This is a genomic window from Haloarcula regularis (assembly GCF_029338315.1).
Taxonomy (GTDB): Archaea; Halobacteriota; Halobacteria; order Halobacteriales; family Haloarculaceae; genus Haloarcula; species Haloarcula regularis.
In genome coordinates, this window is the sequence record NZ_CP119794.1 from 3,480,410 (window position 1) to 3,502,486 (window position 22,077).

General features: G+C 67.8%; 22 protein-coding genes and 3 pseudogenes. 13 read left to right on the top strand and 12 right to left on the bottom strand.

What is annotated here, in order from left to right; genetic code table 11:
- Position 1 precedes the first annotated feature (1 nt).
- From P1N55_RS18850 to P1N55_RS18890, 9 genes and pseudogenes are all read right to left on the bottom strand, one after another.
- A pseudogene (locus tag P1N55_RS18850) lies at positions 2–993 on the bottom strand (5-methyltetrahydropteroyltriglutamate--homocysteine methyltransferase).
- A 62-nt stretch (positions 994–1,055) separates the two neighbouring features.
- Complete coding sequence (locus P1N55_RS18855; RefSeq protein WP_276276988.1) at positions 1,056–1,697, bottom strand: HemK2/MTQ2 family protein methyltransferase; 642 nt, start codon at positions 1,695–1,697, stop codon at positions 1,056–1,058.
- A gap of 1 nt (position 1,698) precedes the next feature.
- A complete protein-coding gene (locus tag P1N55_RS18860; RefSeq protein ID WP_276276989.1) occupies positions 1,699–2,556 on the bottom strand; it encodes a 16S ribosomal RNA methyltransferase A in 858 nt (285 codons plus the stop codon).
- 37 nt (positions 2,557–2,593) lie between these two features.
- Positions 2,594–3,166, bottom strand: a complete 573-nt coding sequence (locus P1N55_RS18865; protein ID WP_276276990.1) for a DUF655 domain-containing protein — start codon at positions 3,164–3,166, stop codon at positions 2,594–2,596.
- 96 nt (positions 3,167–3,262) lie between these two features.
- Entirely contained in the window at positions 3,263–3,619 is a 357-nt protein-coding gene (locus tag P1N55_RS18870; protein ID WP_276276991.1) for an RNA polymerase Rpb4 family protein, read from the bottom strand.
- A gap of 3 nt (positions 3,620–3,622) precedes the next feature.
- A complete protein-coding gene (locus P1N55_RS18875) occupies positions 3,623–3,916 on the bottom strand; it encodes a 50S ribosomal protein L21e (protein WP_276276992.1) in 294 nt (97 codons plus the stop codon).
- A gap of 115 nt (positions 3,917–4,031) precedes the next feature.
- Entirely contained in the window at positions 4,032–4,298 is a 267-nt protein-coding gene (locus tag P1N55_RS18880; RefSeq protein WP_276276993.1) for an elongation factor 1-beta, read from the bottom strand.
- A gap of 2 nt (positions 4,299–4,300) precedes the next feature.
- Positions 4,301–4,480, bottom strand: coding sequence for an HVO_2753 family zinc finger protein (locus P1N55_RS18885; RefSeq protein WP_276276994.1), 180 nt, complete (start codon positions 4,478–4,480; stop codon positions 4,301–4,303).
- Between the two features lie 90 nt (positions 4,481–4,570).
- A complete protein-coding gene (locus P1N55_RS18890; protein WP_276276995.1) occupies positions 4,571–5,167 on the bottom strand; it encodes a DUF2391 domain-containing protein in 597 nt (198 codons plus the stop codon).
- A gap of 255 nt (positions 5,168–5,422) precedes the next feature.
- On the opposite strand from P1N55_RS18890, the gene P1N55_RS18895 reads away from it, so the two are divergent.
- A complete protein-coding gene (locus P1N55_RS18895; protein WP_276276996.1) occupies positions 5,423–6,382 on the top strand; it encodes a transcription initiation factor IIB in 960 nt (319 codons plus the stop codon).
- A gap of 109 nt (positions 6,383–6,491) precedes the next feature.
- Here P1N55_RS18895 and P1N55_RS18900 read toward each other — a convergent pair whose 3' ends face one another.
- Complete coding sequence (locus P1N55_RS18900) at positions 6,492–7,199, bottom strand: bacteriorhodopsin (protein WP_346429982.1); 708 nt, start codon at positions 7,197–7,199, stop codon at positions 6,492–6,494.
- Positions 7,200–7,201: 2 nt separating this feature from the next.
- Positions 7,202–9,521, bottom strand: a pseudogene (locus tag P1N55_RS18905) (methyl-accepting chemotaxis protein).
- A gap of 181 nt (positions 9,522–9,702) precedes the next feature.
- On the opposite strand from P1N55_RS18905, the gene P1N55_RS18910 reads away from it, so the two are divergent.
- The 8 genes and pseudogenes from P1N55_RS18910 (at position 9,703) to P1N55_RS18945 (ending at position 18,238) form a co-directional block, all read left to right on the top strand.
- Positions 9,703–11,103, top strand: a complete 1,401-nt coding sequence (locus P1N55_RS18910) for a protein kinase domain-containing protein (RefSeq protein ID WP_276276997.1) — start codon at positions 9,703–9,705, stop codon at positions 11,101–11,103.
- Positions 11,093–11,818: a hypothetical protein gene (locus P1N55_RS18915; protein WP_276276998.1), complete on the top strand. Its 726-nt coding sequence runs from the start codon at positions 11,093–11,095 to the stop codon at positions 11,816–11,818. Before P1N55_RS18910 ends, P1N55_RS18915 begins: the two co-directional genes overlap by 11 nt.
- Positions 11,819–11,881: 63 nt before the next feature.
- Positions 11,882–12,590 (top strand): annotated as a pseudogene (locus P1N55_RS18920) (SDR family oxidoreductase).
- Between the two features lie 105 nt (positions 12,591–12,695).
- Positions 12,696–14,039: a sodium-dependent transporter gene (locus tag P1N55_RS18925; protein ID WP_276276999.1), complete on the top strand. Its 1,344-nt coding sequence runs from the start codon at positions 12,696–12,698 to the stop codon at positions 14,037–14,039.
- Positions 14,040–14,091: 52 nt separating this feature from the next.
- Complete coding sequence (locus P1N55_RS18930) at positions 14,092–15,492, top strand: sodium-dependent transporter (protein ID WP_276277000.1); 1,401 nt, start codon at positions 14,092–14,094, stop codon at positions 15,490–15,492.
- Between the two features lie 51 nt (positions 15,493–15,543).
- Positions 15,544–16,452 (top strand): DNA-3-methyladenine glycosylase family protein, encoded by a 909-nt coding sequence (locus P1N55_RS18935; protein WP_276277001.1) that lies wholly within the window; start codon positions 15,544–15,546, stop codon positions 16,450–16,452.
- Positions 16,453–16,485: 33 nt separating this feature from the next.
- The gene (locus P1N55_RS18940; RefSeq protein WP_276277002.1) at positions 16,486–16,761 is read left to right on the top strand and encodes an acylphosphatase; all 276 of its coding nucleotides are present in this window, start codon (positions 16,486–16,488) and stop codon (positions 16,759–16,761) included.
- A 43-nt stretch (positions 16,762–16,804) separates the two neighbouring features.
- Positions 16,805–18,238, top strand: coding sequence for an NAD(P)H-hydrate dehydratase (locus P1N55_RS18945; protein WP_276277003.1), 1,434 nt, complete (start codon positions 16,805–16,807; stop codon positions 18,236–18,238).
- 12 nt (positions 18,239–18,250) lie between these two features.
- Here the strand turns inward: P1N55_RS18945 and hflX are convergent, their stop codons facing one another.
- Positions 18,251–19,561, bottom strand: coding sequence for a GTPase HflX (gene hflX / locus P1N55_RS18950; RefSeq protein WP_276277004.1), 1,311 nt, complete (start codon positions 19,559–19,561; stop codon positions 18,251–18,253).
- A 108-nt stretch (positions 19,562–19,669) separates the two neighbouring features.
- Here hflX and P1N55_RS18955 point away from each other — a divergent pair, with 108 nt between their 5' ends.
- From P1N55_RS18955 to P1N55_RS18970, 4 genes are all read left to right on the top strand, one after another.
- Entirely contained in the window at positions 19,670–19,828 is a 159-nt protein-coding gene (locus P1N55_RS18955) for a hypothetical protein (RefSeq protein WP_276277005.1), read from the top strand.
- Positions 19,829–20,539: 711 nt separating this feature from the next.
- Entirely contained in the window at positions 20,540–20,776 is a 237-nt protein-coding gene (locus P1N55_RS18960) for a UPF0058 family protein (RefSeq protein ID WP_276277006.1), read from the top strand.
- 130 nt (positions 20,777–20,906) lie between these two features.
- Positions 20,907–21,137: a DUF7120 family protein gene (locus tag P1N55_RS18965; RefSeq protein WP_276277007.1), complete on the top strand. Its 231-nt coding sequence runs from the start codon at positions 20,907–20,909 to the stop codon at positions 21,135–21,137.
- A gap of 69 nt (positions 21,138–21,206) precedes the next feature.
- A complete protein-coding gene (locus tag P1N55_RS18970; protein WP_276277008.1) occupies positions 21,207–21,503 on the top strand; it encodes a translation initiation factor eIF-1A in 297 nt (98 codons plus the stop codon).
- The last annotated feature ends 574 nt before the right edge of the window (positions 21,504–22,077 follow it).

A 22,077-nucleotide genomic window follows, 5' to 3' on the forward strand; every position in this document is an offset into this window, starting at 1 on the left:
GTTAGGCCTCCACAGCGAGGTCGGTGGCGTTCGCGAGCGATTCGAGCTTGGCTTCGAACTTGTTGACCGGCAGGTAGAACAGCTCCGTGTTGGCCGTCGCGTAGACGGTGTCGTACGTGGTGTTGGTCTGCTGTTCGAACCAGTCGACGCGGTCACGGATGGTCTCGGGTGACTCGACGAGCGTGTTCTGGCCGTCGACGACGCCCAGCGCGACGTCGTCTTTGGTCCCGTACTCCTGGACGTTGTAGACGTTCTGGTCGTGGTCAGAGACCAGGTCGAAGCCGATGGCGTCGACGTCGGCGTCCATCAGGTGGGCGTAGACCTTCTCCTCGATGGCGCCCCAGTAGGTGTGGGCGACCACGTCGGCGTCGGTGGCGCTGGCCACGGCGTCGATGGCCTCGCTTGCTCGTTCGTCCTGGCCGTCGGCGGGCGCGTTCTCGACCAGCGACGGTTCCAGCAGGAACAGCGTCTCGACGTCGGGGAACTGCTCGACTTCGCCGGTGAGAAAGCCGGCGACAGCGTCGAGGAACGCCGCCTCGTCGCCGTAGTGCTCGTCGGTCGCGAGGTCAGAAAGCGAATACGGGCCGGGCAGGACGGCCTGCAGGCCGTCGTCGGCGAGTTCGCTGGCGGCCTCGAGCTCGGCCGCGACGTCGCCGTCGGGGGTCAACTCGCCCTGGACGACCGGCTCGCGGTAGAAGTTGTTGTTGTCGTAGTACCGGACGATACCGCGCGTCTCGACGCTGTCGTGGACCGCCAGCGGGTGCGCCAGCATGTCGTCCCAGCGGAGTGCCCCTCGACGATACGGTCGAGGCCGGCGTCCTGCTGGAGGGCGACGACCTCCTCGCGGGCGCGCCGGTAGGCGTCGACGACGTCGTCGCCCTCGTCGCCCGAGATGAGGTCGCTCTTCTGGTGGCCCTTCAGGTCGGACAGCTCGTCCTTGGCCCAGTCCGGCAGCGGGAACAGGCCCGGAGTCGTCGCGACTACTTGTGTCATTACGCCCGGCTATGAAATGACGGGCTTTAATATTTCCTATTCAAGAAAATGTCCTGTAGTAATTACATCGGGACGAACCGCAGGACGACGAGTTTTTCGTACGGGTGCTTCTCGCGGGCGACGCGCTCGCTCTCGAGATTCCGTTCGCGCGCGTACGACCGCACCGCTTCGGGGTCGGTGAGGCTGCTGACCAGCAGGAGCGCTTCGCCGCCGGGCGCCAGGACCCGCTCGACGTCGTCGAGAAACGGGTCGACCAGGCGCCGGCCGTCCTCCCCGCCGGAGAGGGCGTGTTCCATCCAGTCGTCCCACTCTTTCTTCTGGGGCGTCGGGAGGTACGGCGGGTTGAACACCACCAGGTCGAAGACGTCGTCGCGGAACGGCGAGAGGAGGTCGCCGCGGACGACGCTGACGCCGTTCGCGGCGGCCTGCCGACAGGCAAGCGGGCTCAGGTCGACGCCGACGGCCACCGCTCCGGCGTCGCCGAGCACCGAGGCGACGTAGCCCGACCCGGTGCCGACGTCGAGGGCCCGGTCGCCCGGTTCGACGTACTCCCTGGCGGTCCGTGCCAGCAGGGCCGAGTCCTCGGCCGGCTGGTAGACCGACTCGACGCCGCGGGCGTCGGCGAGCGCCGGTCGGCCCCCGTCGCGGACGTCCGCGTCGTCTCCGTCCGCGCCCGGCTCGTCCCCGGGGTCCCCCTCGTCCATCCTAGTCCTCCGGCTCGCCGACCTCGTAGGCCAGCGTCGCCAGCGCCGCGAAGTCGGCGGGCGCAAGTTTCCCGGCGCGGGCGCTCATCAGGTCCTCGTCGGCGGCCTCGACGACGGCGTCCGGGTCGCCGAGCCCGGAGATATGGGCCGTGTTCCGAACGGCGTTTCGCATCGTCTTGCGGCGCTGGGTGAACACCGCCTTCAGGAAGTCCATGAAGAACGCGTCACTCGGGACGCTGTAGTCGGGGGCTCGCGGGGTCGTTCGCACGAGTGCGCTCGTCACGCGTGGCTGTGGATCGAACGCCTCCGGCGGCACCGTCTCGACCACCTCCACGTCGGCGTAGTGCCCGGCGGTCACCGAGAGCCGCCCGTAGTCGTCGGTCGCCGGGGTGGCGGCCATCCGGTCGGCGAACTCCCGCTGGAACATCAGCACGAGCGGGCGTTTCTCGGGCAGCAGGCGGAAGGCGATCTCCGAGGACGCACCGTAGGGGAGATTCGAGATGCTGGTGGTGAACGCGGGCAGGTCGACCTCGAGCGCGTCGCCCTCGACGACGGTGAGACGGCCCGCCTCGACTTCGGGCGCGAACTCCTCGCGGAGGTGGGCGGCGAAGGCCGGGTCTCGCTCGACTGCGGTCACGCGGTCGGCGACGGCGAGCAGGCGGTCCGTCAGCGCCCCAGGGCCGGCGCCGATCTCGAGGACGTGCGAGCAGTCCATCCCCGCGTCGACGGCGTAGTCGGGGATGCGGTCGAGCACCCGGTCGTCGACCAGGAAGTGCTGGTCCCGTCGGGTGTCGGCGCGTTTCCCGGCGCGTCTGACGAGCGCGTCCGGGTCGCGGCTACCGGTCGCTGTGTCGGTCATCGCTTGGGCCTAGACGGTCGGCGGTGAAAAGTGGCGCCTATTCGCCCTCTTCCCGCCGGACGAAGATGCGGTACTTCAGGTCGTTCTCGCGCAGTTCCTCGAGGATACGCTCGACGAGGATCTCCTTGGGCTTGTGGAGGCCGCTGACCCGATCTTCCAGCTCCTCGAAGCTCTCGAAGGGCTTTCGCTTTCGCTCGTCGAGAATGGAGTTGCGCAGCTTCTTGCCGATGCCCGGCAGGAGGTTCAGCTGGTGGAGGCGCAGCGTGATGGGCTGGGCGTCGTTGTAGAAGTCGACGAAGCGCCGCTCGTTGCCCTCGACGATCTCCTCGACGGCGTACTCGACCTCCGACTGGGTGCCACCGGGCAGGTCCTCGAACTCGACCTCGGAGATACGGCCGAACTCCGTCAGGTCGACCCGGTCACCGAAGGCGACGTCGGAGTCGTCGTCCAGCACGAGTTCGTAGATAGAGAAGTCCTGGACGTCGAGCGCGAACGCGAGCGCCGCTTTCTGGTGCTGTGGGCGGTCGTCGTCACTCCGTCCGTGCGGGAGGACGTCGAGAACCGCGCCGACGATCTCGTCGCCACTGTCCTCGGGTTCCGTGGTCGTCATACCTCTCCGTACGGTCAGAACCTACTTAATGTCGGCGGGTGAGACTGATTCCCCTGTCGACGGTGCCCCGGAGAACCACGGTGGGGCGTCGGAATCTCAGGCGTACTGGCGGACGATGTTGAGAATTTCGTCGAGTTCGTCCCCGTCCAGGGAGTACCGCTCCTGGGCGAAGACGGCGCGGAGCTCGTCCCGGTCGAGCGGCCGGAGGTTGGCAATCTTGTAGGCCGTCGCCTCGTCGACCTTCTCCAGTTCCTGCAGCTGGTCGACGAACTCGCGGGACTCCTCGGGGTCCAGCATCGCAAAGCGGTTGACGTGTTCGATGGCCCGCTTGAGCTCGTAGCGCATCTCGCGGTCCTCGTCGGCGGCCCGCTCCATCTCCAGGCCCTCGAGTATCTCCTTGGTCTCGGCGACGGTGAGATACTCCTCCGAGAGCTTCTCTTTGAAGATGGTCATCGCTTAGTTCTCTTGGCGTCGGAGGTGGGCGGGCTTGACGATGATGGTCTTCTCCTTGTTCCCGTCGGTGATCTGGACCTTGTAGGCCGTGCCCTGCTGGCCGACGACCTCGCCGGTCTGGCCGTCGAAGCGCGGGTGGAACCGGCCCTTGGGGACCGACGGGTCGATCTTCATGTGGACCTTCTCGCCGACCTCGTACTGCTCGACGGCGCGCTGGGGCGGGGAGGTGCCGCGGTCGCGGGGCTTGTTCTTGAGCTTGTCACGCGTCCCTTCGAGGGGTCCGTTGGAACTAGGCATTCTTGGCCTTCGCTTGTCCACTCGCCCTAATAAAACGTGCGTTCCGCGGCCGTCGGGCACCGACTGTGGCGGTCGCTCACGGGGCGCGTGACCGAAAAGACGCGAGCCAGTCCGTTCAGAGGCGGCCGACGCTGTCGACGTCGACGGATTCGACGCCCTCGACTTCCGCGAAGGCCTCCTCGACGGCCTCGGTACCACCGGTGTCGTCGGGGACGATGACGGTCGGGAACAGCGCGACGAGGCCGAACGCGACGTCGTCACGCTCGAAGCCCTTGATCTTCGCTCCCTCGGGAAGCGCGCCCTCGAGACGCTCCTGGAGTGCGTCGAGGTCGACTTCCGGGCTCTGCGGCATGATCTTGATCTTGGCGGCGACTTTCCCCATCGTTATGGCCCTCGGAATCCGCAGTCGGGACACTCATAGAGGTTGCTCTGCTTCCGGCAGGTGGCACACCGGTAGATCTGGTGCCCGCAGTCCGGGCACTTGAACGCGGCGGCGTTCGTGCCGGCGATGTTGATGCCACACGAGACGCACTTGCGCGCCTGTTTCTGCTGGCTCTCGCTCATACCTCCCCGTATCCCACCGCGACTTTTAACGATTGCCAAACGTCCCGGGCGAGACGGGGTGACACACCGCCGGGGTTCGCTCGGATTCGTCTAGCTCCCCGGCAGGATGTCGCCCAGCGCGGCCCCGATGGCCATCGGGACGAACGCGACGCTACAGATACACAGCGAGACCCAGATCACCCGGGGGTCGGCTGACCACGCCACGACGCCCCACCCGGTCAGCAGCGCGACGGCGGTCAGGAGGGCGGTGACGGTCACGCCGACGAGTCGCCGCGGGACGACCCCGAACAGACGGTTCGCGACGCGGACGTCCTGGAAGTCGGCGACGTAGAGGATACCGACCACCACCGCCACCGCCGCGACGACGGTACCGACGAAGTACAGGGGGTGGCGGGCGATGTGACGGCCGGCGTCGACCGTCCCGCTCTCGACGGCCATCGGGATGCCAAAGAGCAGCGACCCGAGCACCGCCTCGGCGAAGTCCGCGCGGTCGAACCCCCAGACGACGCGCCCGAAGACCGGCGTCTCGTGACCCTGGACGTCGATGGCGGCCCGCATTGCCTCCCGGACCTGCTCGCGTTCGGTCGGGTCGTCGACGATGGCCTCCAGCGCTTCGAGCTCGTCGAAGAGCGCGCCGATGGCGTCTTGCCCGTCGAGGTCGGAGGGCTGCTGGTCGTCCTCGCTCATCGGCCGCCCCGCTCCGTCGAGGACGTCGCTGTTCGCTCGCCTTTGTTGCTTCCGAGCGCGCGGGCGATCGCGACGGCCTCCGTCCCCGCGTGCCGGCTCCGGATACGGCCACCTCCATGCCGACACCACTGACTGGAACCGGGTTAAGCCTTTACGCTGGGATAGGAAGCCAGCGTCACCGGATTTTCGCCCGGCGGACTCCCCGGAGCCGCCCAAACATTTATATGTAATTGGCTGTTCTCCGTAAAAGAACACATGGAACGTCCGACGCGCCAGCGCAACACCGAACAGGAGGAGCGCGAGCAGGAGTCCGAGGCCACAGGACAGCAGACCTGTCCGGAGTGTGAGTCGGAGTCGATATCCAGTGACGGCGGGGGGGAGCTCGTCTGTGAGGACTGCGGGCTGGTCATCGAAGACGAGAACATCGACCGGGGGCCGGAGTGGCGGGCGTTCAATCACTCCGAGCGGCAGTCGAAGTCGCGCGTCGGCGCGCCCACCACCCAGACGATGCACGACAAGGGACTGACCACCCAGATCGACTGGAAGGACAAGGACGCCTACGGGCGCTCGCTCTCCTCGGAGAAACGGAGTCAGATGCACCGCCTGCGCAAGTGGCAAGAGCGCATCCGGACGAAAGATGCCGGCGAGCGGAACCTCCAGTTCGCCCTCTCCGAGATCGACCGCATGGCCTCGGCGCTGGGCGTCCCCCGGTCGGTACGCGAGGTCGCGTCGGTCATCTATCGCCGCGCGCTCAACGAGGACCTCATCCGCGGCCGCTCGATCGAAGGCGTGGCGACCGCCTGCCTGTACGCCGCCTGCCGACAGGAGGGCATCCCGCGCAGTCTCGAGGAGGTGTCGGACGTCTCCCGCGTCGAACAAAAGGAGATCGGGCGCACCTATCGCTACGTCGCCCAGGAGCTCGAGCTGAAGATGGAACCGGTCGACCCCAAGCAGTACGTCCCCCGCTTCGCGTCGGAACTGGAACTCTCCGAGGAGGTCCAGTCGAAGGCCAACGAGATCATCGACACCACCGCCGAACAGGGCCTGCTCTCGGGCAAGTCCCCGACCGGCTACGCCGCCGCCGCCATCTACGCCGCCTCGCTGCTCTGCAACGAGAAAAAGACCCAGCGCGAGGTCGCCGACGTGGCCCAGGTGACGGAAGTCACCATCCGCAACCGGTACCAGGAACAGATCGAAGCGATGGGCATCCACTGAGTCCGCCGACCACACTTCTCTCGAACCGTCCACCTGCCCGTGAGCGACGCGCCTGCGCGTGCTCGAGGTGTCCGAGGCGACCGAAAACATCGCCGCCTGCCGGAACCGTTCAGTCGTCGGCGGGGTGTGCCGTCGCGGTCGGTCCGCTACGCGACGATATCGTCGAGAGCCCGTACATCGCGATGAGGCCGAAGCCGACCTTCGTCACCACGTCGAGGTAACTGATGACCAGCGACGACGTCTCGACGTCCATCAGGCCGATGCCGGCCAGCCCCAGCAGCCAGACGACCGGGTAGACGAGCCACAGGACCACGACGAAGTTCCGCAGGGTCCGGTAGAGGCTCAGTTCGAGATCGCCGAGCGCCCGTCCGGCGGCCTCGGCGACGGCGCCGTACAGCAGGTAGACGACGCCGGCGAACGCGAGCGCGCCGAGGCCAAAGAGGCCGTAACTCAGCGGCGCGGCGGTCACGGCCCCGGCGAACCCGAAGACGATAGTCAGCGCCTGCAGGCCCACGAGCTTGACGAGGTCCTCGCGGGCCGCGTTCGCGAGCAGGCCCAGGAAGAGGACGTTGATAGGCGTCGTCAACAGCCAGTCGGCGTAGCGGACCGCGTACACCGTGTGGCTCTCCGTCTGGACGGTCCCAACCCCCAGCACCAGCAGGGCGTACGCCACGATGGCGATGCCCGGAATCGCCACCAGCAGGAGGTAGCGCCGTCGGGTCGATTCGGGGACGAGCCGGTAGCCGTAGGCCAGGACGGCCGTCCCGAGCAGTTCGCCGAGCAGTCCCAGCGTGAACCAGGTCGTTATCGTTGCCATTGTCAGTCGTCGGTCTCCGCGGTCGCCGTGTTCGCGCCGACCTCACCGCTCGCGTCGACACGGAAGCGTTCGAGGAGCGACTCGAGGTCCGCGGCGCGCTGGCCCAGTTCGTCGGCGGCGTCGGCGACCTGTCCGATGGCGGCTTCCTGGTCGTCGGCCGCGCCCGCGACGACGTCGGCCTCCGTCGCGGTCTGCTGGCTGATCTCCGAGATGTCGTCGATGGTCCCCATGACGTCCTGTGCAGTCCGGGCCTGTTCGGCCGTGGCGTGATCTATCTCCTGGATTCCCGTGTCGACCTCCTCGGTGTACTCGACGATGGTCTCTAAGGCCTCGACGGCCTCCTCGACGGTATCGACGCCCTCGCTGATGCGCTGGCTCGTCGACTCCATCGTCTCGACCGTGTCGCCGGCCTGGGCCTGGATGCGTTCGATCCGCGCCTCGATGTCGCTTGCGGCCTCCTTGGTCTCCTCGGCGAGGCCCTTTATCTCGTCGGCGACGACGGCGAAGCCGTCGCCGTCGCCGTCGGCGTGGGCCGCCTCGATGGAGGCGTTCAGCGCGAGCATATTCGTCTGTTCGACGATGGAGGTGATGACGCTGACGATTTCGCCGATTTCGTCCAAGTCGTCGTCCAGCGCGTTGATCTCGGCGACCGTCTCCTTGGTCACGTCGTCGATCTCGCCCATCTCTTCGATGGCCGCCTGTGCGGCCTCGCGTCCGTCCTCGCCGACGTCCGCGGCCGACTGGGAGGTGTCGGCGACCTGCTGGGCGGCCGAGGCCACCTCCTCTGCCGTCGCCGAGAGGTTCTCCATCTCGGATGCCGCCGAGTCCAGCCCCTCGTTTTGTTCGGTCGCGCCCTCGAATATCTCCTCGATGGACGACGCGACCTGCTGGCTGGCTTCGTCGACCCGGTCGGCGTTTGACGCGACCCGGTCGCTCGACTGCAGGACGTTCGCGGCGAACGTCTGCATGTTCGCGATAGTCGACTCCAGCGCGGCCAGCGTGGCGTTTATCTCCTCGCCGACGGCCGCCATCGCGTCGCTCATGCTCTCGGTGTCGACCCGCGCGGTCAGGTCGCCGTCCGCGGCCGCGTCGAGCGCGTCGCTGTACTCCTGGGCCTTCAGTTCGAGGTGGCTGCTGAGCGCTTCCATCTCGTTTCGCTCTTGCTCGACGTCTGCCCGCGCTGCTTCGGCCTCCTCACGGGCGGCCTCGGCCTCCTCGCGGGCGGATTCGGCTTCGGCAATCTGTTCTCTGAGGTTCGTCCGCATGTTGTCGAAGGCGCCGTAGAGCGTCCCGAACTCGTCGGTCCTGGCGGTCTCAAGTTCCACCTCGAGGTCGCCGTCGGCCATCGCCTCGGCCTTCGCGGAGAGGCGCCGAAGCGATGCGATGGTGTTGCCACCGATGGTGACGCCGACGAGCCCTAGGTTCACCACCGCCAGGAGGATGAGCCCGACCAGGTCGGAGTTTATCTGCCTGCTCAGGGCGTAGGCCTCCGACGGTTTGGAGTGGGTCATGACGACCCAGTCCTGACCCTCCAGTCGGGAGAGCCCCATCACCATCGAGTCCGTCTCGACGAACGTGCTGTTCCCGGGTTCGAGTTCGCCCAGCGGGTCGCCGTCGAGCGTCGAGACCGGTGCGACCGTCCCGACCCTCGACGTGTTGTGGTGGAAGACGAACCGGCCGTCCGTGCCGACGACGAGCGTCCGTGACCCCGCACGCTGGCTGGATATCTCGCTGGCCTTGGCCTCGAGGTCGGTCATGTACACGAGCAGGCGGTCCTCGGCGCCCGGGACCGGCGAGACCACTGCGACGATCGGGTGGTCGACGACCGAGACGGAGAACGGTCGCGTTACGTAGGTGTCGTCGGGCCCCTCGAAGGCGGGTGTCCGTCGCGAACGGCGCGCCCTGGTCCGCGGCGTTGACGCCGACGAACTGCTCGTTCGAGCTCGCGAGTATCTCGCCCGACGCCGTGTTCACGTAGTGGACGGCGACGACGTCCGGCGGGACCGCGTCGTCCGCGACCATGCTCACGAGCCGATTCTGTCTCTCCGTGTTCGATCCCGTCGTGAACACGGGCCTGCTCGACGTCGTCCGGGCCTCGCGTCGCGTCGTCGTCAGCCAGGCGTCCAGCTGGTCGGCCTGGGTGTCTGACAGGGCGGTCAGCTCGTCCGAGACGTCTGCTTCCAGCGTGGCAGACGCCTGGACGCTGACGAGGACCCCGAAGGCGACGACGACGACGATCGCGAACGCGAGCGCAGCGCCGAGCCGGCCGGCGTAACTGTCGCCGACGAAGCTCGGAAGCGGTGACGCGCTGTCTGATGCCATCGCCGTTCGGTACGAAAAAAACGACCTAAAGGGTTCGTCCCCGATTTTCAACAGTGATAGGAAGATCCGGTACCGCCCGGGGGCGCTACAATCCAGGCGAACCGCCGGAACCGGCGTCCGCCCCGGTCGGTACGACCACAACAGTGATGCTGGGCGCTTCTAGAGTGTACTGTCACGCATCATGTCGCCGGACGAACGCGGTCCGACGGACCCGCGGACCCTGGTTGCCGAGGTCATCACGGCCCCCGAGACGGGGTACACGCAGCTCCCGGCCCTGCTGGGGTTGCTCGACGTCGGCGACCGGCAGGTCCGACTCGGCGCGGTGACGGCCCTCTGTGTCGTCGCCGAGGACCACCCGGCCACGGCGGACTACCTCGCTCGCCGCCTGCTCGACCGGACCGGGGGCGACCAGCCCCTCGAGGTGGCCCTGGCGATCGAGTATCTGGCCGCCCGGTATCCCGGGGCGGTCGAAGCCGAGCTGGACGCCTACAACGCGACCCACGAGGGGGACCGCGACCTCGGTGACCTGACGGCGGATTTAGGCAGCGCGACGCTTCAGGACCCGTCGCTGGGCCTCGACGTGGGCCGGACGACGGCCGTCGGCGACGCTACTACCGGGCAGCGGACCGACTACGACCCCGAGGACGTCGAGACCGCCGACGACGAGGAAGACGCCGACGGGACGATAGGCGATCGTCCGATCGGCGACCTGTTGCCGGGTCGCACCGACTGGCTCGCCATCGTCGAGCACGAGAGCCCGTTCGACCACCTTTCCATCCTGGCCCCGCGCGACAGACGGCGGTACGGGGACGTCTACCGGACGCTCGGGACCATCGACGGCACCGACGTCGCCGTCGCGATACGCCTGCTCGACACGCCCGATACGGACACCGATGCCTTCCGGTCGGCCGTCGGGACACGACTCGACGACTGGGCCGCCGTCGCCGGCCTCGACAACGTCGTCTCGCTGTATGACTGGGGCCACGAGCCGTACCTCTGGGCGACGACGGAGTACACCGACGAGACGCTCGCCGACCGCGACCAGTTCGACCCGGCAGAGGCCGCCTGGCACGCCGAACAGCTGGCCCTCGCCGTCTCGTCACTTCACGAACGGGGCGTCGTCCACGCGAGCATCGACCCGGAGAACGTCGCCTACTACGGGAACGTGCTGGCGGCCGACGACCGGCAACCGCCGCTGCTGGACAACGTCGGGGCCATCCAGGCCTACCGGCACGTCACCGACCCGGCGAACTACCTCGACCCACGCTACGCCGCGCCCGAGTTCTACGACCGTCGCTTCGGGCGCATCGACCACGCGACCGACCTCTATCACCTCGGCGCGGTCTGCTACCGCCTGTTTACCGGCCGACCGCCCTACGCCGGCGAGTTCGAGACGATCCGCGAGCGCGTGCTCCAGGCCCCGCCGCCGACGCCGAGCGAGGTAGCCGACGTCCCGTCGGAGGTCGACGCCCTCGTCGGCAAGGCGATGGGCAAGCGGAAACTCGCGCGCTACGAGTCGGTAACCCACCTAACACAAGAGATACGTGCGCTGAAAGAGAGTCTCGAAGACGATGGTGGGTAAGGTGGACGTAGAGCTCCAGTTCGTGGCGGGCAACCCCAACCTGACGTTCATCTTCTTCATCGCTCTGACTCTGCTCGCGACGCTGGGGCTTCGCTTCGCGTTCTACGCCGTCCGGAACCGCCGCGCCAGCGACCTGGTGGCGGAACACCGGCTGTGGGACTTCCTCGCCGTCGTCGGCCTCCTCTCGGTCCTGTTTGCCGTGCTCGGCCTGCTGGAGATCGTCACGACCCTGTCGTTCCCGTTCAAGGGGGCGTTCGTGCTCGCCCAGGTCCTCCTGCTCGCGATCACGATGCGGGTCCTCTACCGGAACGTCGTTCCCTCGACCGGCGACCCACACCGGTACACGCGCTCGCTGACGCGCGCGGCCCTGCTCGTCGTCGGGGCCGTCTTCGCCGGCCTGGTCGTCGTCGGCCGCCACCCCGCGCTGGTCGGGGTGCTCGGCCTGAGCGCCCTCGTGTTCGCGGCCGCGGGGTTCTCCTTTGGCCGGCGCGGTGCCGCGGCGACCCGCGTCCAGGGCACGGTGGTCGACACCCTGCTCCGGCATCTCCTGCCGGTCTTGCTGTTTGCCGCACTCGTCCCGGCCGTGGACCTGGCGACGCTGGCCGGCCTCGACCGGGCCGTCGTCTTGCACGTGCAGGTCGTCTTCGTCATCATGACGGCGACGACGCTGATGACCGCGACCATCAAGCTCCGGCAGAACCTCGCGAGCCTCTGACCGCCGGGAGACGCACGACGCGTCGGCTGGGCATTTATCAGGTAGCCGAACGTTACCTCGCGTATGTCTGTCGAATTTGACTTCGACGGTGACGTAGCGCTCGTGACCGGCGTGGGCGGTGCTCTGGGCAGTGCGGCCGCACGGGCCTTCCTGGAGGCTGGGGCGACGGTCTGTGGGGCCGACGTCGTCGACCCCGAGAGCGAGGACTTCCTGCTCGAACCGCACGAACGCATCGACTTCCACCAGGGCGATTTCACCGACGAGGCCGACGTCGAGCGCGTCGTCGGCGACGTCATCGACGAACACGGCCGACTGGACTACCTGCTGAACATCGCCGGCACCTGGCGCGGCGGCGACCCGGTCCACGACACCGACGTCGACACCTTCGACTTCCTCTTTGACGTCAACCTCAAGACGATGTTCCTGGCGTCGAAACACGCCCTGCCACACCTCCGGGAGACGGAGGGCCGTCGTCTCCGTCTCGGCCCGGTCCTCGCTGGAGGGTGGCGAGGGCGACGGCCTCTACCGGGCGACGAAGGCCGGCGTCCGCCTGCTGACCGAGACTATCGCCGAGGAGAACCTCGGGACGGTGCGGGCGAACGCGGTGCTGCCGAGCGTCATCGACACGCCGATGAACCGCGAGATGATGCCCGATTCGGACCACTCGAAGTGGGTCGACCCGGCCGACATCGCCGCGATGATGCTGCTGCTGTGTTCGGACGCCTCCGCTGTCACCAGCGGCGCGGCGGTGCCGGTCTACGGCGAGGCCTGACGGGACCCCGGACCGATCTGTGGGTTGCTAACGCGGTTCTCGGCGAGTCTCGCCGGGAAACCGATGCGATTTTGTTGCGATGCGAGAGACCCGCCAGGATAGAGCATGTCCGAGCGAGAGACGTGGGCGACGAGAGTTGGATTCATCCTCGCAGCGATCGGCAGCGCAGTCGGTCTCGGGAACCTCTGGCAGTTCCCGTTCAAGACCGCGACCAACGGCGGGGCGGCCTTCGTCGTCTTCTACCTGGTGGCGGTGGTCCTCGTGGGCTTCCCGGCGATGCTGGCGGAGTTCGTGCTCGGCCGGCGGACCAACGTGAACGCCGTCGACGCGTTCGCCGAACTGGGCCACCGCCAGTGGCGCATCATCGGCGGCCTCGCGGTGTTCACCGGCTTCTGGATCCTGTCGTACTACAACGTCGTCGGCGGGTGGGTCATCCGCTACATCCTCGGGAGCGCGACGGGCGCGTACTTCGCCGACCCCGGCGGCTACTTCGGGGCCGTCTCCTCGGGCCCGGAGGCCGTCCTGGCCCAGGCGGCCTTCCTCGCTATCGCCGTCGGTATCGTCGCGCTGGGCATCGAAAACGGCATCGAGAAGGCGACGAAGGTGATGGTCCCCAGCATCGTCGTGCTGATGGTGGCGCTCGCGGCGTGGGTCGCCACGCTGCCCGGGGCCGCCGAGGGCTACGCCTTCTTCCTCTCGCCGGACCTCGACGTGATGGTTGCCAACGCCGGGAGCATCATCCCCTTCGCGGTCGGGCAGGCTTTTTTCACCCTCTCGCTGGGGATGGCCATCATGATAACCTACTCCTCGTACGTCGGTAGCGACGACAACCTCGTCTTCGACGGCGGCATGGTCGTCGTCACGAACACGCTCGTCGGCGTCCTCGCCGGCCTGGTCGTCTTCCCCATCCTGCTGACCATCGGCGCCGAGATCACCACCGAGAGCGGCGGCGCGGGGGCGCTGTTCGTCGCGACGGCGGCCGGGTTCAGTTCGGTCCCCTTCGGCCGCGTCTTCGGCGTCGTCTTCTTCGGCGTCGTCCTCATCGCGGCACTGTCCTCTGCCATCAGCCTGCTCGAGGTGACCGTCGCCTACGCGAACGACAACTTCGGGATTCCGCGGCCCTACCTCGCGTCCGCTGTCGGCATCGTGTTGTTCCTGCTCGGGCTCCCCTCGGCGTGGGACACCGGGTGGCTGACGTGGTTCGACAACGTCGCCTACCAGCTCTTCCTGCCCGTCTCCGTGCTCGCCCTGGTCGTCTTCGTCGGCTGGGTCGTCGGCCGCGACGCCGTCGACGAGCTCCGGCAGGGGAGTGAGGGGCTCGGTCCCGTCGGTCCCGTGTGGCTCTGGACGCTGCGGCTGGTCGTGGTCGTGGCCATCGTCGGCACGCTCGGGCTCGGAATCAACGAGCTGTTCCTCGTCGAGGATGCCGCCTTCTTCACGCCCTTCTGACCAATCTGGGCCGCTCTCGACACGTTTACCGGCCTGCGAGGACCCTGCAACGATGACGAGAGCCACCTGGCGGACCCGACTCGGGTTCCTGCTCGCCGCCGTCGGGAGCGCCGTCGGCCTCGGGAACATCTGGCGGTTCCCCTGGCTGACCGCGACCAACGGCGGCGCAGCGTTCCTGTTGCTGTACGTCCTCGTAATCGTCCTCGTCGGCGTCCCCGGACTGCTCGGCGAGATGGTCATCGGCCGGCGCTCGCGCCGGAACCCCGTCGGCGCGTTCGGGGCGCTTGGCGGCCCACGCTGGCGCGCCCTCGGCGGCGTGGCGTTGCTCGCTTCCGTCGTGGTCATCTCGTTTTACTCGGTCGTCGGCGGGTGGATTCTGCGCTACACCGTCGCGAGCGCGACGGGCGCGTACTTCGCGGCCCCCGCCGAGTTCTTCGCCGCCATCGACTTCGGCGTCGGCGCGGTCGCCTTCCACGCCCTCTTCTTGCTGGCGACGGTGGCCGTCGTCTACGCCGGCGTCGACCGCGGCATCGAACTGGCAACGACGGTGATGGTCCCCGGCATCGTCGTCCTCTTTGGCGCGCTGGCCGTCTGGGCGGCGACGCTCCCCGGGAGTTCGGGCGGCTACGCCTTCTTCCTCTCGCTGGACGTGGCTTACCTCCGGGCGAACTTCGTCGACGTGCTCGTCGCCGCGGCCGGCCAGGCCCTGTTCACGCTCTCGGTCGGCGCTGGTGCGATGCTCACCTACGCCTCTTACGTCGACGAAGACCGGTCGCTGGCGGCAGACGGCACCGTCATCGCGGTCCTGAACACCGGCATCGGCGTGCTTGCGGGGCTGGTCATCTTCCCGCTGCTGTTCTCGCTGGGCGTCTCGCCCGGCGAGGGCGGCCCCGGCGCGCTGTTTGTCAGCCTCGCGGGCGCGTTCGCCGACCTCCCCTACAGCCGGCTCGTCGGCGTCGTCTTCTTCGGTGTCGTCCTGCTGGCGGCGCTGTCCTCGGCCATCAGCATCCTCGAGGTACTGGTGGCGTATCTCGTCGACGAACACGACGTCCCTCGCTCGCAGGCGACCCTCGGCATGGGCGCGCTCTTCCTGGGCACCGGGACCGCCGCCGCGCTGTCGCCGTCGCTGTTCACCCTGCTCGCGGACACCATCGCCAACCTCGCGCTGACGGCCGGTCTGCTTGGCTTCCTGCTGTTCGACGGCTGGGTGCTCGGCCGGCTGGCCGTAGAGGAGTACGAGAAGGGCGCCGGCCCCCTCGCCCGCATGGCCGGGCTCCCGTGGTACTACGCCGTCGCCGTCGCCCTCCCGCTGTTTCTCGCGTTCACGCTCGTCTCGGGCCTCGCCGGCGTCGTCGGCGTCACGGTCAGTCCCCCGCAGGCGGTGGCCGTCGCCGTCGTCGGCGTGCTCGGGGCCATCACCGTCCTCCGGACTCGCACCGGGACGGCGGCCTGACGCCGGACCGGATGGAAACCCGGAAAGGCGTCGGGTCCGTCCGGACGGACGATGCACCAGGGCACCATCGATCTCGCGGGGCTCGCGGGCGACTTCGACCTCCAGTCGACCGTCGAGAGCGGCCAGTCGTACCTCTGGGACCGCGAGGACGACCGGATGTACGACCGGGACGGCGAGACGGGGAGCGACGCCTGGTACTGGACGACCGCTCGCGTCGACGGTGCCCCCGAAGTCGTCCGTGCGCGCCAGACTGACGGGCGACTCGAGTGGGACGCCTCCTTCGACGCCGAATCGCACCTGCGAGCCCGCCTGGGCCTGGACGACGATCTGCCGGCCATCCGCGAGACGGCCCCGCCCGACGCCGTCGTCGAGGAAGCCTACGACGCCTACTGGGGGATGCGCATCGTGCGCGACCCCGCGTTCCCGACGCTTATCTCGTTCATCTGCTCGGCCCAGATGCGGGTCGCCCGCATCCACGGGATGCAACAGGCGCTGCGCCGCGAGTTCGGCGAGCCGGTTGCGTTCGACGGCCGGCAGTACCGCGCCTACCCGACGCCCGAGTCGCTGGCCGCCGCCAGCGAGGCCGACCTGCGCGAGTTGAACCTCGGCTACCGTGCGCCCTACGTCAAGCGGTCGGCCGAGATGGTCGCCGACGGCGAAGCCGACCCCGAGGACGCCAGCGGCCTCGACTACGAGGACGCCCGCGCGGCGCTGACCGAGTTCGTCGGCGTCGGCGACAAGGTGGCCGACTGCATCCTGCTGTTCTCGCTTGGCTACCTCGAAGCCGTCCCCCTCGATACGTGGATCCGCACCACCATCGCGGAGTACTATCCCGAGTGCGACCGGGGGAACTACGCCGACACCTCCCGGGCCATCCGCGAAGCCCTTGGCGGCGCGTACGCCGGCTACACGCAGACGTACCTCTTTCACTACCTCCGCTCGGGCGGCCGGGACCACTAGGACCTAACTTCCGTCCCTCGCAACGTCGACCCTATGGCACGCACGCGAGCGCACGTCTTGGTCTCCGGTCGGGTCCAGGGCGTCTACTTCCGGGCGACGACCCGCGAGGCGGCACAGGACCAGGGTATCGACGGCTGGGTGAAGAATCTGGAGGACGGTCGCGTCGAAGCGGTCTTCGAGGGCGACGAGGCCGACGTCGAGGCGATGGTCGAGTTCTGCCACGAGGGGAGCAACCGGGCGAACGTCACCGATGTCGAGGTGACCTACGAGGACCCCGACGGGCTCGAGGGGTTCGAGGTCCGCTGGTAGGCCGTCCCCTATCGTTAGGGGGATGGCCGGCCAACCCCCGCCCATGCTCACTGGCTCAGCGATGGGCGTCGTCGACGAGAACGCGGCGGCGCTGGGCGTGCCGCGCAAGCAGTTGATGGAGTCTTCCGGGAACGCCGTCGCGGGGGCGGTTCGCGACCTCGCCGACCCCGGTGATTCGGTCACCGTCGTCGCCGGCCGGGGGAACAACGGCGGCGACGCGCTCGTGGCGGCCCGCTTTCTCGACGACTTCGACCTCCGGGTGCTCCTGCTCGGTCGCCCCGAGACCATCACGACCGACATCTCGCGGGAGAACTGGGAGGCGCTGCAGCGCGCCGAGTACCCCACCGAACAGGTCCGCGACGCCTCGGCGTTCGATCTCCGGAGTCCCGACCTCGTCGTCGACGCGATGCTCGGAACGGGTATCAGGGGGGCGCTGCGCGAACCGGCCGCCACGGCGGCGGCCGCGATGAACGCCGGCGACGCGACGGTCCTCTCGGTGGACGTCCCTTCGGGTCTTGACGCCGAGGACGGCACGCTGGCCGAGAACGCCGTCGCCCCCGACCACGTCGTTACCTTCCACGACACCAAGCCCGGCCTCCCGGACCTCGACGCGGGCGTGACCGTCGCGGACATCGGCATCCCCGACGCCGCCGAACTGTTCGTCGAGCGCGGCGACCTCCAGCGACTCGTGCGCGACCCGGCCAGTCACAAGGGCGACAACGGCGAGGTGCTGGTCGTCGGCGGCGGACCTTACACCGGCGCGCCGGCTCTTTCCGCCCAGGCCGCACTCCGTGCCGGCGCCGACCTGGTGCGCGTGGCTTGCCCGTCGGCCGTCGCGCGCGAACTCCAGAGCTACAGCGAGAACCTCATCGTCCGGCCCTACGACGGCGAGCGACTCGAACCCGCTCACGTCGACCGGGTCGCTTCCCTCGCGGCCGAGCACGACACGCTCGTCCTCGGACCGGGCCTGGGCGACGCCGACGCGACGATGGACGCCGTCCGGGCCCTCCTCTCGCGGTTCGACGGCACCGCGGTCGTCGACGCCGACGCGCTCGCGGTCGTTCCGGAGGTCGAGACCGACGCGACCCTGATCTGTACTCCCCACCAGGGCGAACTCGTCGGGATGGGTGGCGAGACGAGCGACGACTGGCGCGAGCGGGCCGACTTCGTCGAGTCCTTCGCCGCCGACCTCGGCCAGACGCTGCTGGTGAAGGGCCGCTACGACGTTATCTCGGACGGCGAGGTGACCCGCGTCGGCCGGACGGGCAACGCGGGGATGACCGTCGGCGGGACCGGCGACGTCCTCGCGGGCGCGACCGGCGCGCTCGCGTGCACGCAGGAGACCCGACACGCGGCCGCCATCGCGGCCTACGCGACGGGTGCCGCCGGCGACCTGGTGGTCGAGGACCGCGGATTCGGCCTCGTGGCGACGGACCTGCTGGACGCGATTCCGACGGTGCTCTGGGGAGACCAGTAGGCGCGACCACGCTCAGGCCGACGCGCCGACGAGGTCGCCCGCCTTCGCGCGCGAGCGCTCGACGATCGCCGGGCGGGCCTCGAACTCGATGACGACCTGATCGCCGTAGTCGACGGTCTCGACGTGAGCGTGGTCGTGGATCCACGAGACGAGGCTCATGGTGTCGTCGGTCATCGGCAGGACGAGGCGTTCGCGCTCGTAGTCGGGCAGCTCGGCGTCGATGCGCTGTGCGAGGGCCTCGACGTTGAGCCCCTCCTGTGCGCTGACGGCGACGGGGTTCGGGGCCAGCGCCGAGAGGGCCTCTTTCTTCCGGCGGACCTCCTCGTCGTCGACCGTATCCGTCTTGTTCAGGACGGTGACGATGGGCGCCTCGTTGCGCTCGTAGAGCGTGTCGTGGCTGGTCACCAGCTTCTCGCGTATCTCCTCGACGGACTCGGAGACGTCGACGACCAGCAAGACGAGGTCGGCCCGATAGACCGAGTCCAGCGTCGACTTGAACGACTCGACCAGCCAGTGGGGCAGGTCCTGGATGAACCCGACGGTGTCGGTGACCAGCACCTCGCGCTTGCCGACCTCCGCGCGGCGGGTCGTCGTCCCCAGCGTGGTAAAGAGACGGTCCTCGCTCTCGGCGGTCGTGTCGAGGTCCGGGTGGAGGTCCTCGTTCTCGTCGACCTCGAGGTCGGCCGCGAGGCGGCGCAACAGTGTCGACTTGCCGGCGTTGGTGTAGCCCGCCAGCGCGACCAGGTCGAACCCCGACTCGCGGCGCTGCTCGCGGCGGTGTTGCTCGGTGTCCTCGATGGAGGCGAGCTCGTCGCGGATGTTCGAGATCTGCTTTTTGATGTCCTCTTCGCGGCTCTCGTCGTACTCGCCCAGCCCCATGAACCCGGGGCGCTCGTCGCGCTTGGCGAGGCTGGCTTTGGCCTCCGCGCGCGGGAGTTCGTAGCGCAGCTCGGCGAGTTCGACCTGGAGCTGGGCCTTCCGCGTGCGGGCCCGTTGCCCGAATATCTCGAGGATGAGTCGGAACCGGTCGATGACGCGGACGCCGCTCATCAGCTCGTTGCCGATGTTGTAGGTCTGGTAGGGGCCCAGCTGGTTGTCGAAGATCACGACCGTCGCGTCCTCGCGGGCGACCGCGTTGGCAAGACGCGTCACCTTTCCCTCCCCGATGTGGTAGGCCGGGTCCTCGGTGCGCGTCTGGGTTATCTCCGCGACGACGTCGTAGCCCGCCGCGCGCGCGAGGTCACGTATCTCCCCGGTGTCTGCGGTGCCGCTGTCCACTCGCTTCGCGATGACCGCTCGTTCCGTGGTGTCTGTCGCCGTCACTCGTCCCGAAGTACGGCGCCCGTTTATTTAATCTGCAGGGTGAGCGCGTCGTTCGCCTACACCGGGCCGCTCCGGAAACCGTTTTATCGTGGCACGGGAAGCGGTAGTATGGACGAGTCGCCGCGCTACTGCCGGCGCTGTGGCGAGCGACTGGTGACCGGTCTCGTCGCCACGTCGCGCCGGCACTGCTGTCTCAACGCGACGCCCATCGTCGGGGCCTGTCCGGAACACGGGCCGGTCGGGCCTCACGACGCCGTCGAGCAGTGACCTGACGTCGGTACCGACCGCGGACACACCGCTATTCGGCGTCGCGCTGTGGAATGAGTCGCAGGTGGTTACGCGGCAATGCTCGCGGCCGCGATGAACGACCAGCGGGTCCCGCTGGAGGTCTCGCTCTCTTTCGTCGCTGCCTTCGTCATGTTTCGGGGGTGTTTCCAGTTCATCACCACCACGTACTCCCTCTGCGCGTATAAAGTGTTCGATTTCTTATATATTGTCGTGGTTATTGATGAACAACGAGGACCGTGAAAAATATGCTTTCAGGCGTATCGACGCGAAATCCCACGACGGAACCGATGTGTCAGGCGGGACGTATCTGGTAACTATCGAAGCTTCGACCTTTCCTGGCACCCCGTCTCGGGCCGTTTCCATCGCTCGGCGCGCCCGATGCCTGTGGTCGAGACCGTTCCAGCCGCCCTCGCGCGCATGGCTGGGTGGGAGCTATCTGTCCTCGCTGGTCGCCTGCTGGTGTCCCGCCGAGTGACGGGCCCGAGTCCGGTGTCTCTCCCTCATGAGGTACACTTCGGCGCTGTTTTCAGTCCTGATACTCCAGGTCATCCCTCTTTTGTCCCCCAGTCCACGGAATCGGCACCCAATTCTCCGATTCGATATCTTGAACCCGCACGAACTGCGCGTCAAATCGTGGTAGTATGTGGCAAGATAGTACTATAACCCTCCGTCTGTTAGACGGTTGTATCCATGAGGAAGCAGGAGCTCATCCACCTTCACAGCCTGCTCGCACAGGTACAGAACCACTACGAAGCAGACACAGGTTCCGAGGTCGCCCAGGAGGAGTACACGGCGCTCGGCGTCAAGCCGACGTCCATCCACAAATCGAAGACTGACCACAAAGACGCCGTTTTCGCGCTCGCCGACGGCCTGACCGACGACATGCTGGAGCGTAGCGACGAACCGCTGACGCTCACCGCCGACTGAACCGTTCTGTGCCGGTATCCGCTGTCCCACTTCCCCGCCAGCCACCGGTTTCTCGTCCGCCGGCGTCCTCACGTCCGGCCGCCCTGCCACTACGTTTAAATACACCCTTGCTGAACCCCAGGGTAGTCAGATGCCGAAAATAGAGATCTCCGTACCGGAACACCTCGAGATGCAGATTTCACAGCTGGTAGAGCAGGGCGAGTTCCTCAACCGCGAGGACGCCTTCGAGAGCCTCCTCGCGACCGGACTCAAGGCCTACAAGGTGAGCGGCCCAAGCGAGGACAACGACGAACCGGGCTTCGAGGACGACCCGCTCGACGACAGCGGGATGATGGGCCACGACGACGAGTACGTCTTCTGAGTGTGCCCGTGTGGTACGCGGTACCTCAACTCTCAGTCAACTTATACGCCGTGGGGGCGTAGTTAACCCGTGAGCGAAGATACAGGGCGACGGAACCTCCGTATGCCTACAAACGACGAGCTGTTCGCGGTCGTAACTGAACACCTGGGCGGGAACCACGTCCGAATCCGCTGTGAGGACGGCGAGACCCGTCTGGGCCGTATCCCGGGCCGGATGAAGTTCCGCACGTGGATTAACGAGGACGACATCGTCCTCGCCGAACCGTGGGACTGGCAAGACGAGAAAGCAAACATCGAGTGGCGCTACACCGGCCAGGACGCCGACCAGCTCCGTGCCGAGGGCCACGTCGACTCGCTGACCGCCTGAAGTTTATTTCTGCACCCCGTCTCGACGCGCCCGAGTGACGGCTCCCCTGAGTCGCTCGTACGCCGACTGTCGCCGCGCCACCGGCCGCGCCACACCGGCCCGACGCGACCGGCACTCGTTCGTCCGCGAGTCCCCCGGCTGCGACGTGTGCCGACTCGCACACTCAACGCCGTGCGCGCACGCGCTGGCGAGACCTGCCCGTGTGTGACGACGTAGCCCTCTATATCCCTGGGTACTCCGGGGGAGACTATTGTCCGTCTCCGGTCCCGCTGCTGGGTGGTCGGCGAACCGTGCGTCGGTGTATCAATCAGAAACCAAACCAGTTCTGCCGCCGACCCTCCGATGTCGTGCGGTTCGGTGTGTGACGGCGTGACGTCACGTACGGGCCATGTGGGGCCTGCACAGTGTGGGTCTGAGACGAGTCATTTATATATACCCCTCTCCTCGGAAGAAATGCGAAGGTCGCACGGGGCACCACCCCGGGCGAATACGGTCCGACGCGTCCTCGCGACGCTCGGGCCGTTCGCAGAGAGCACGTCGACGTCGCTTCGGCGACACCGACTCTCTCGACCGA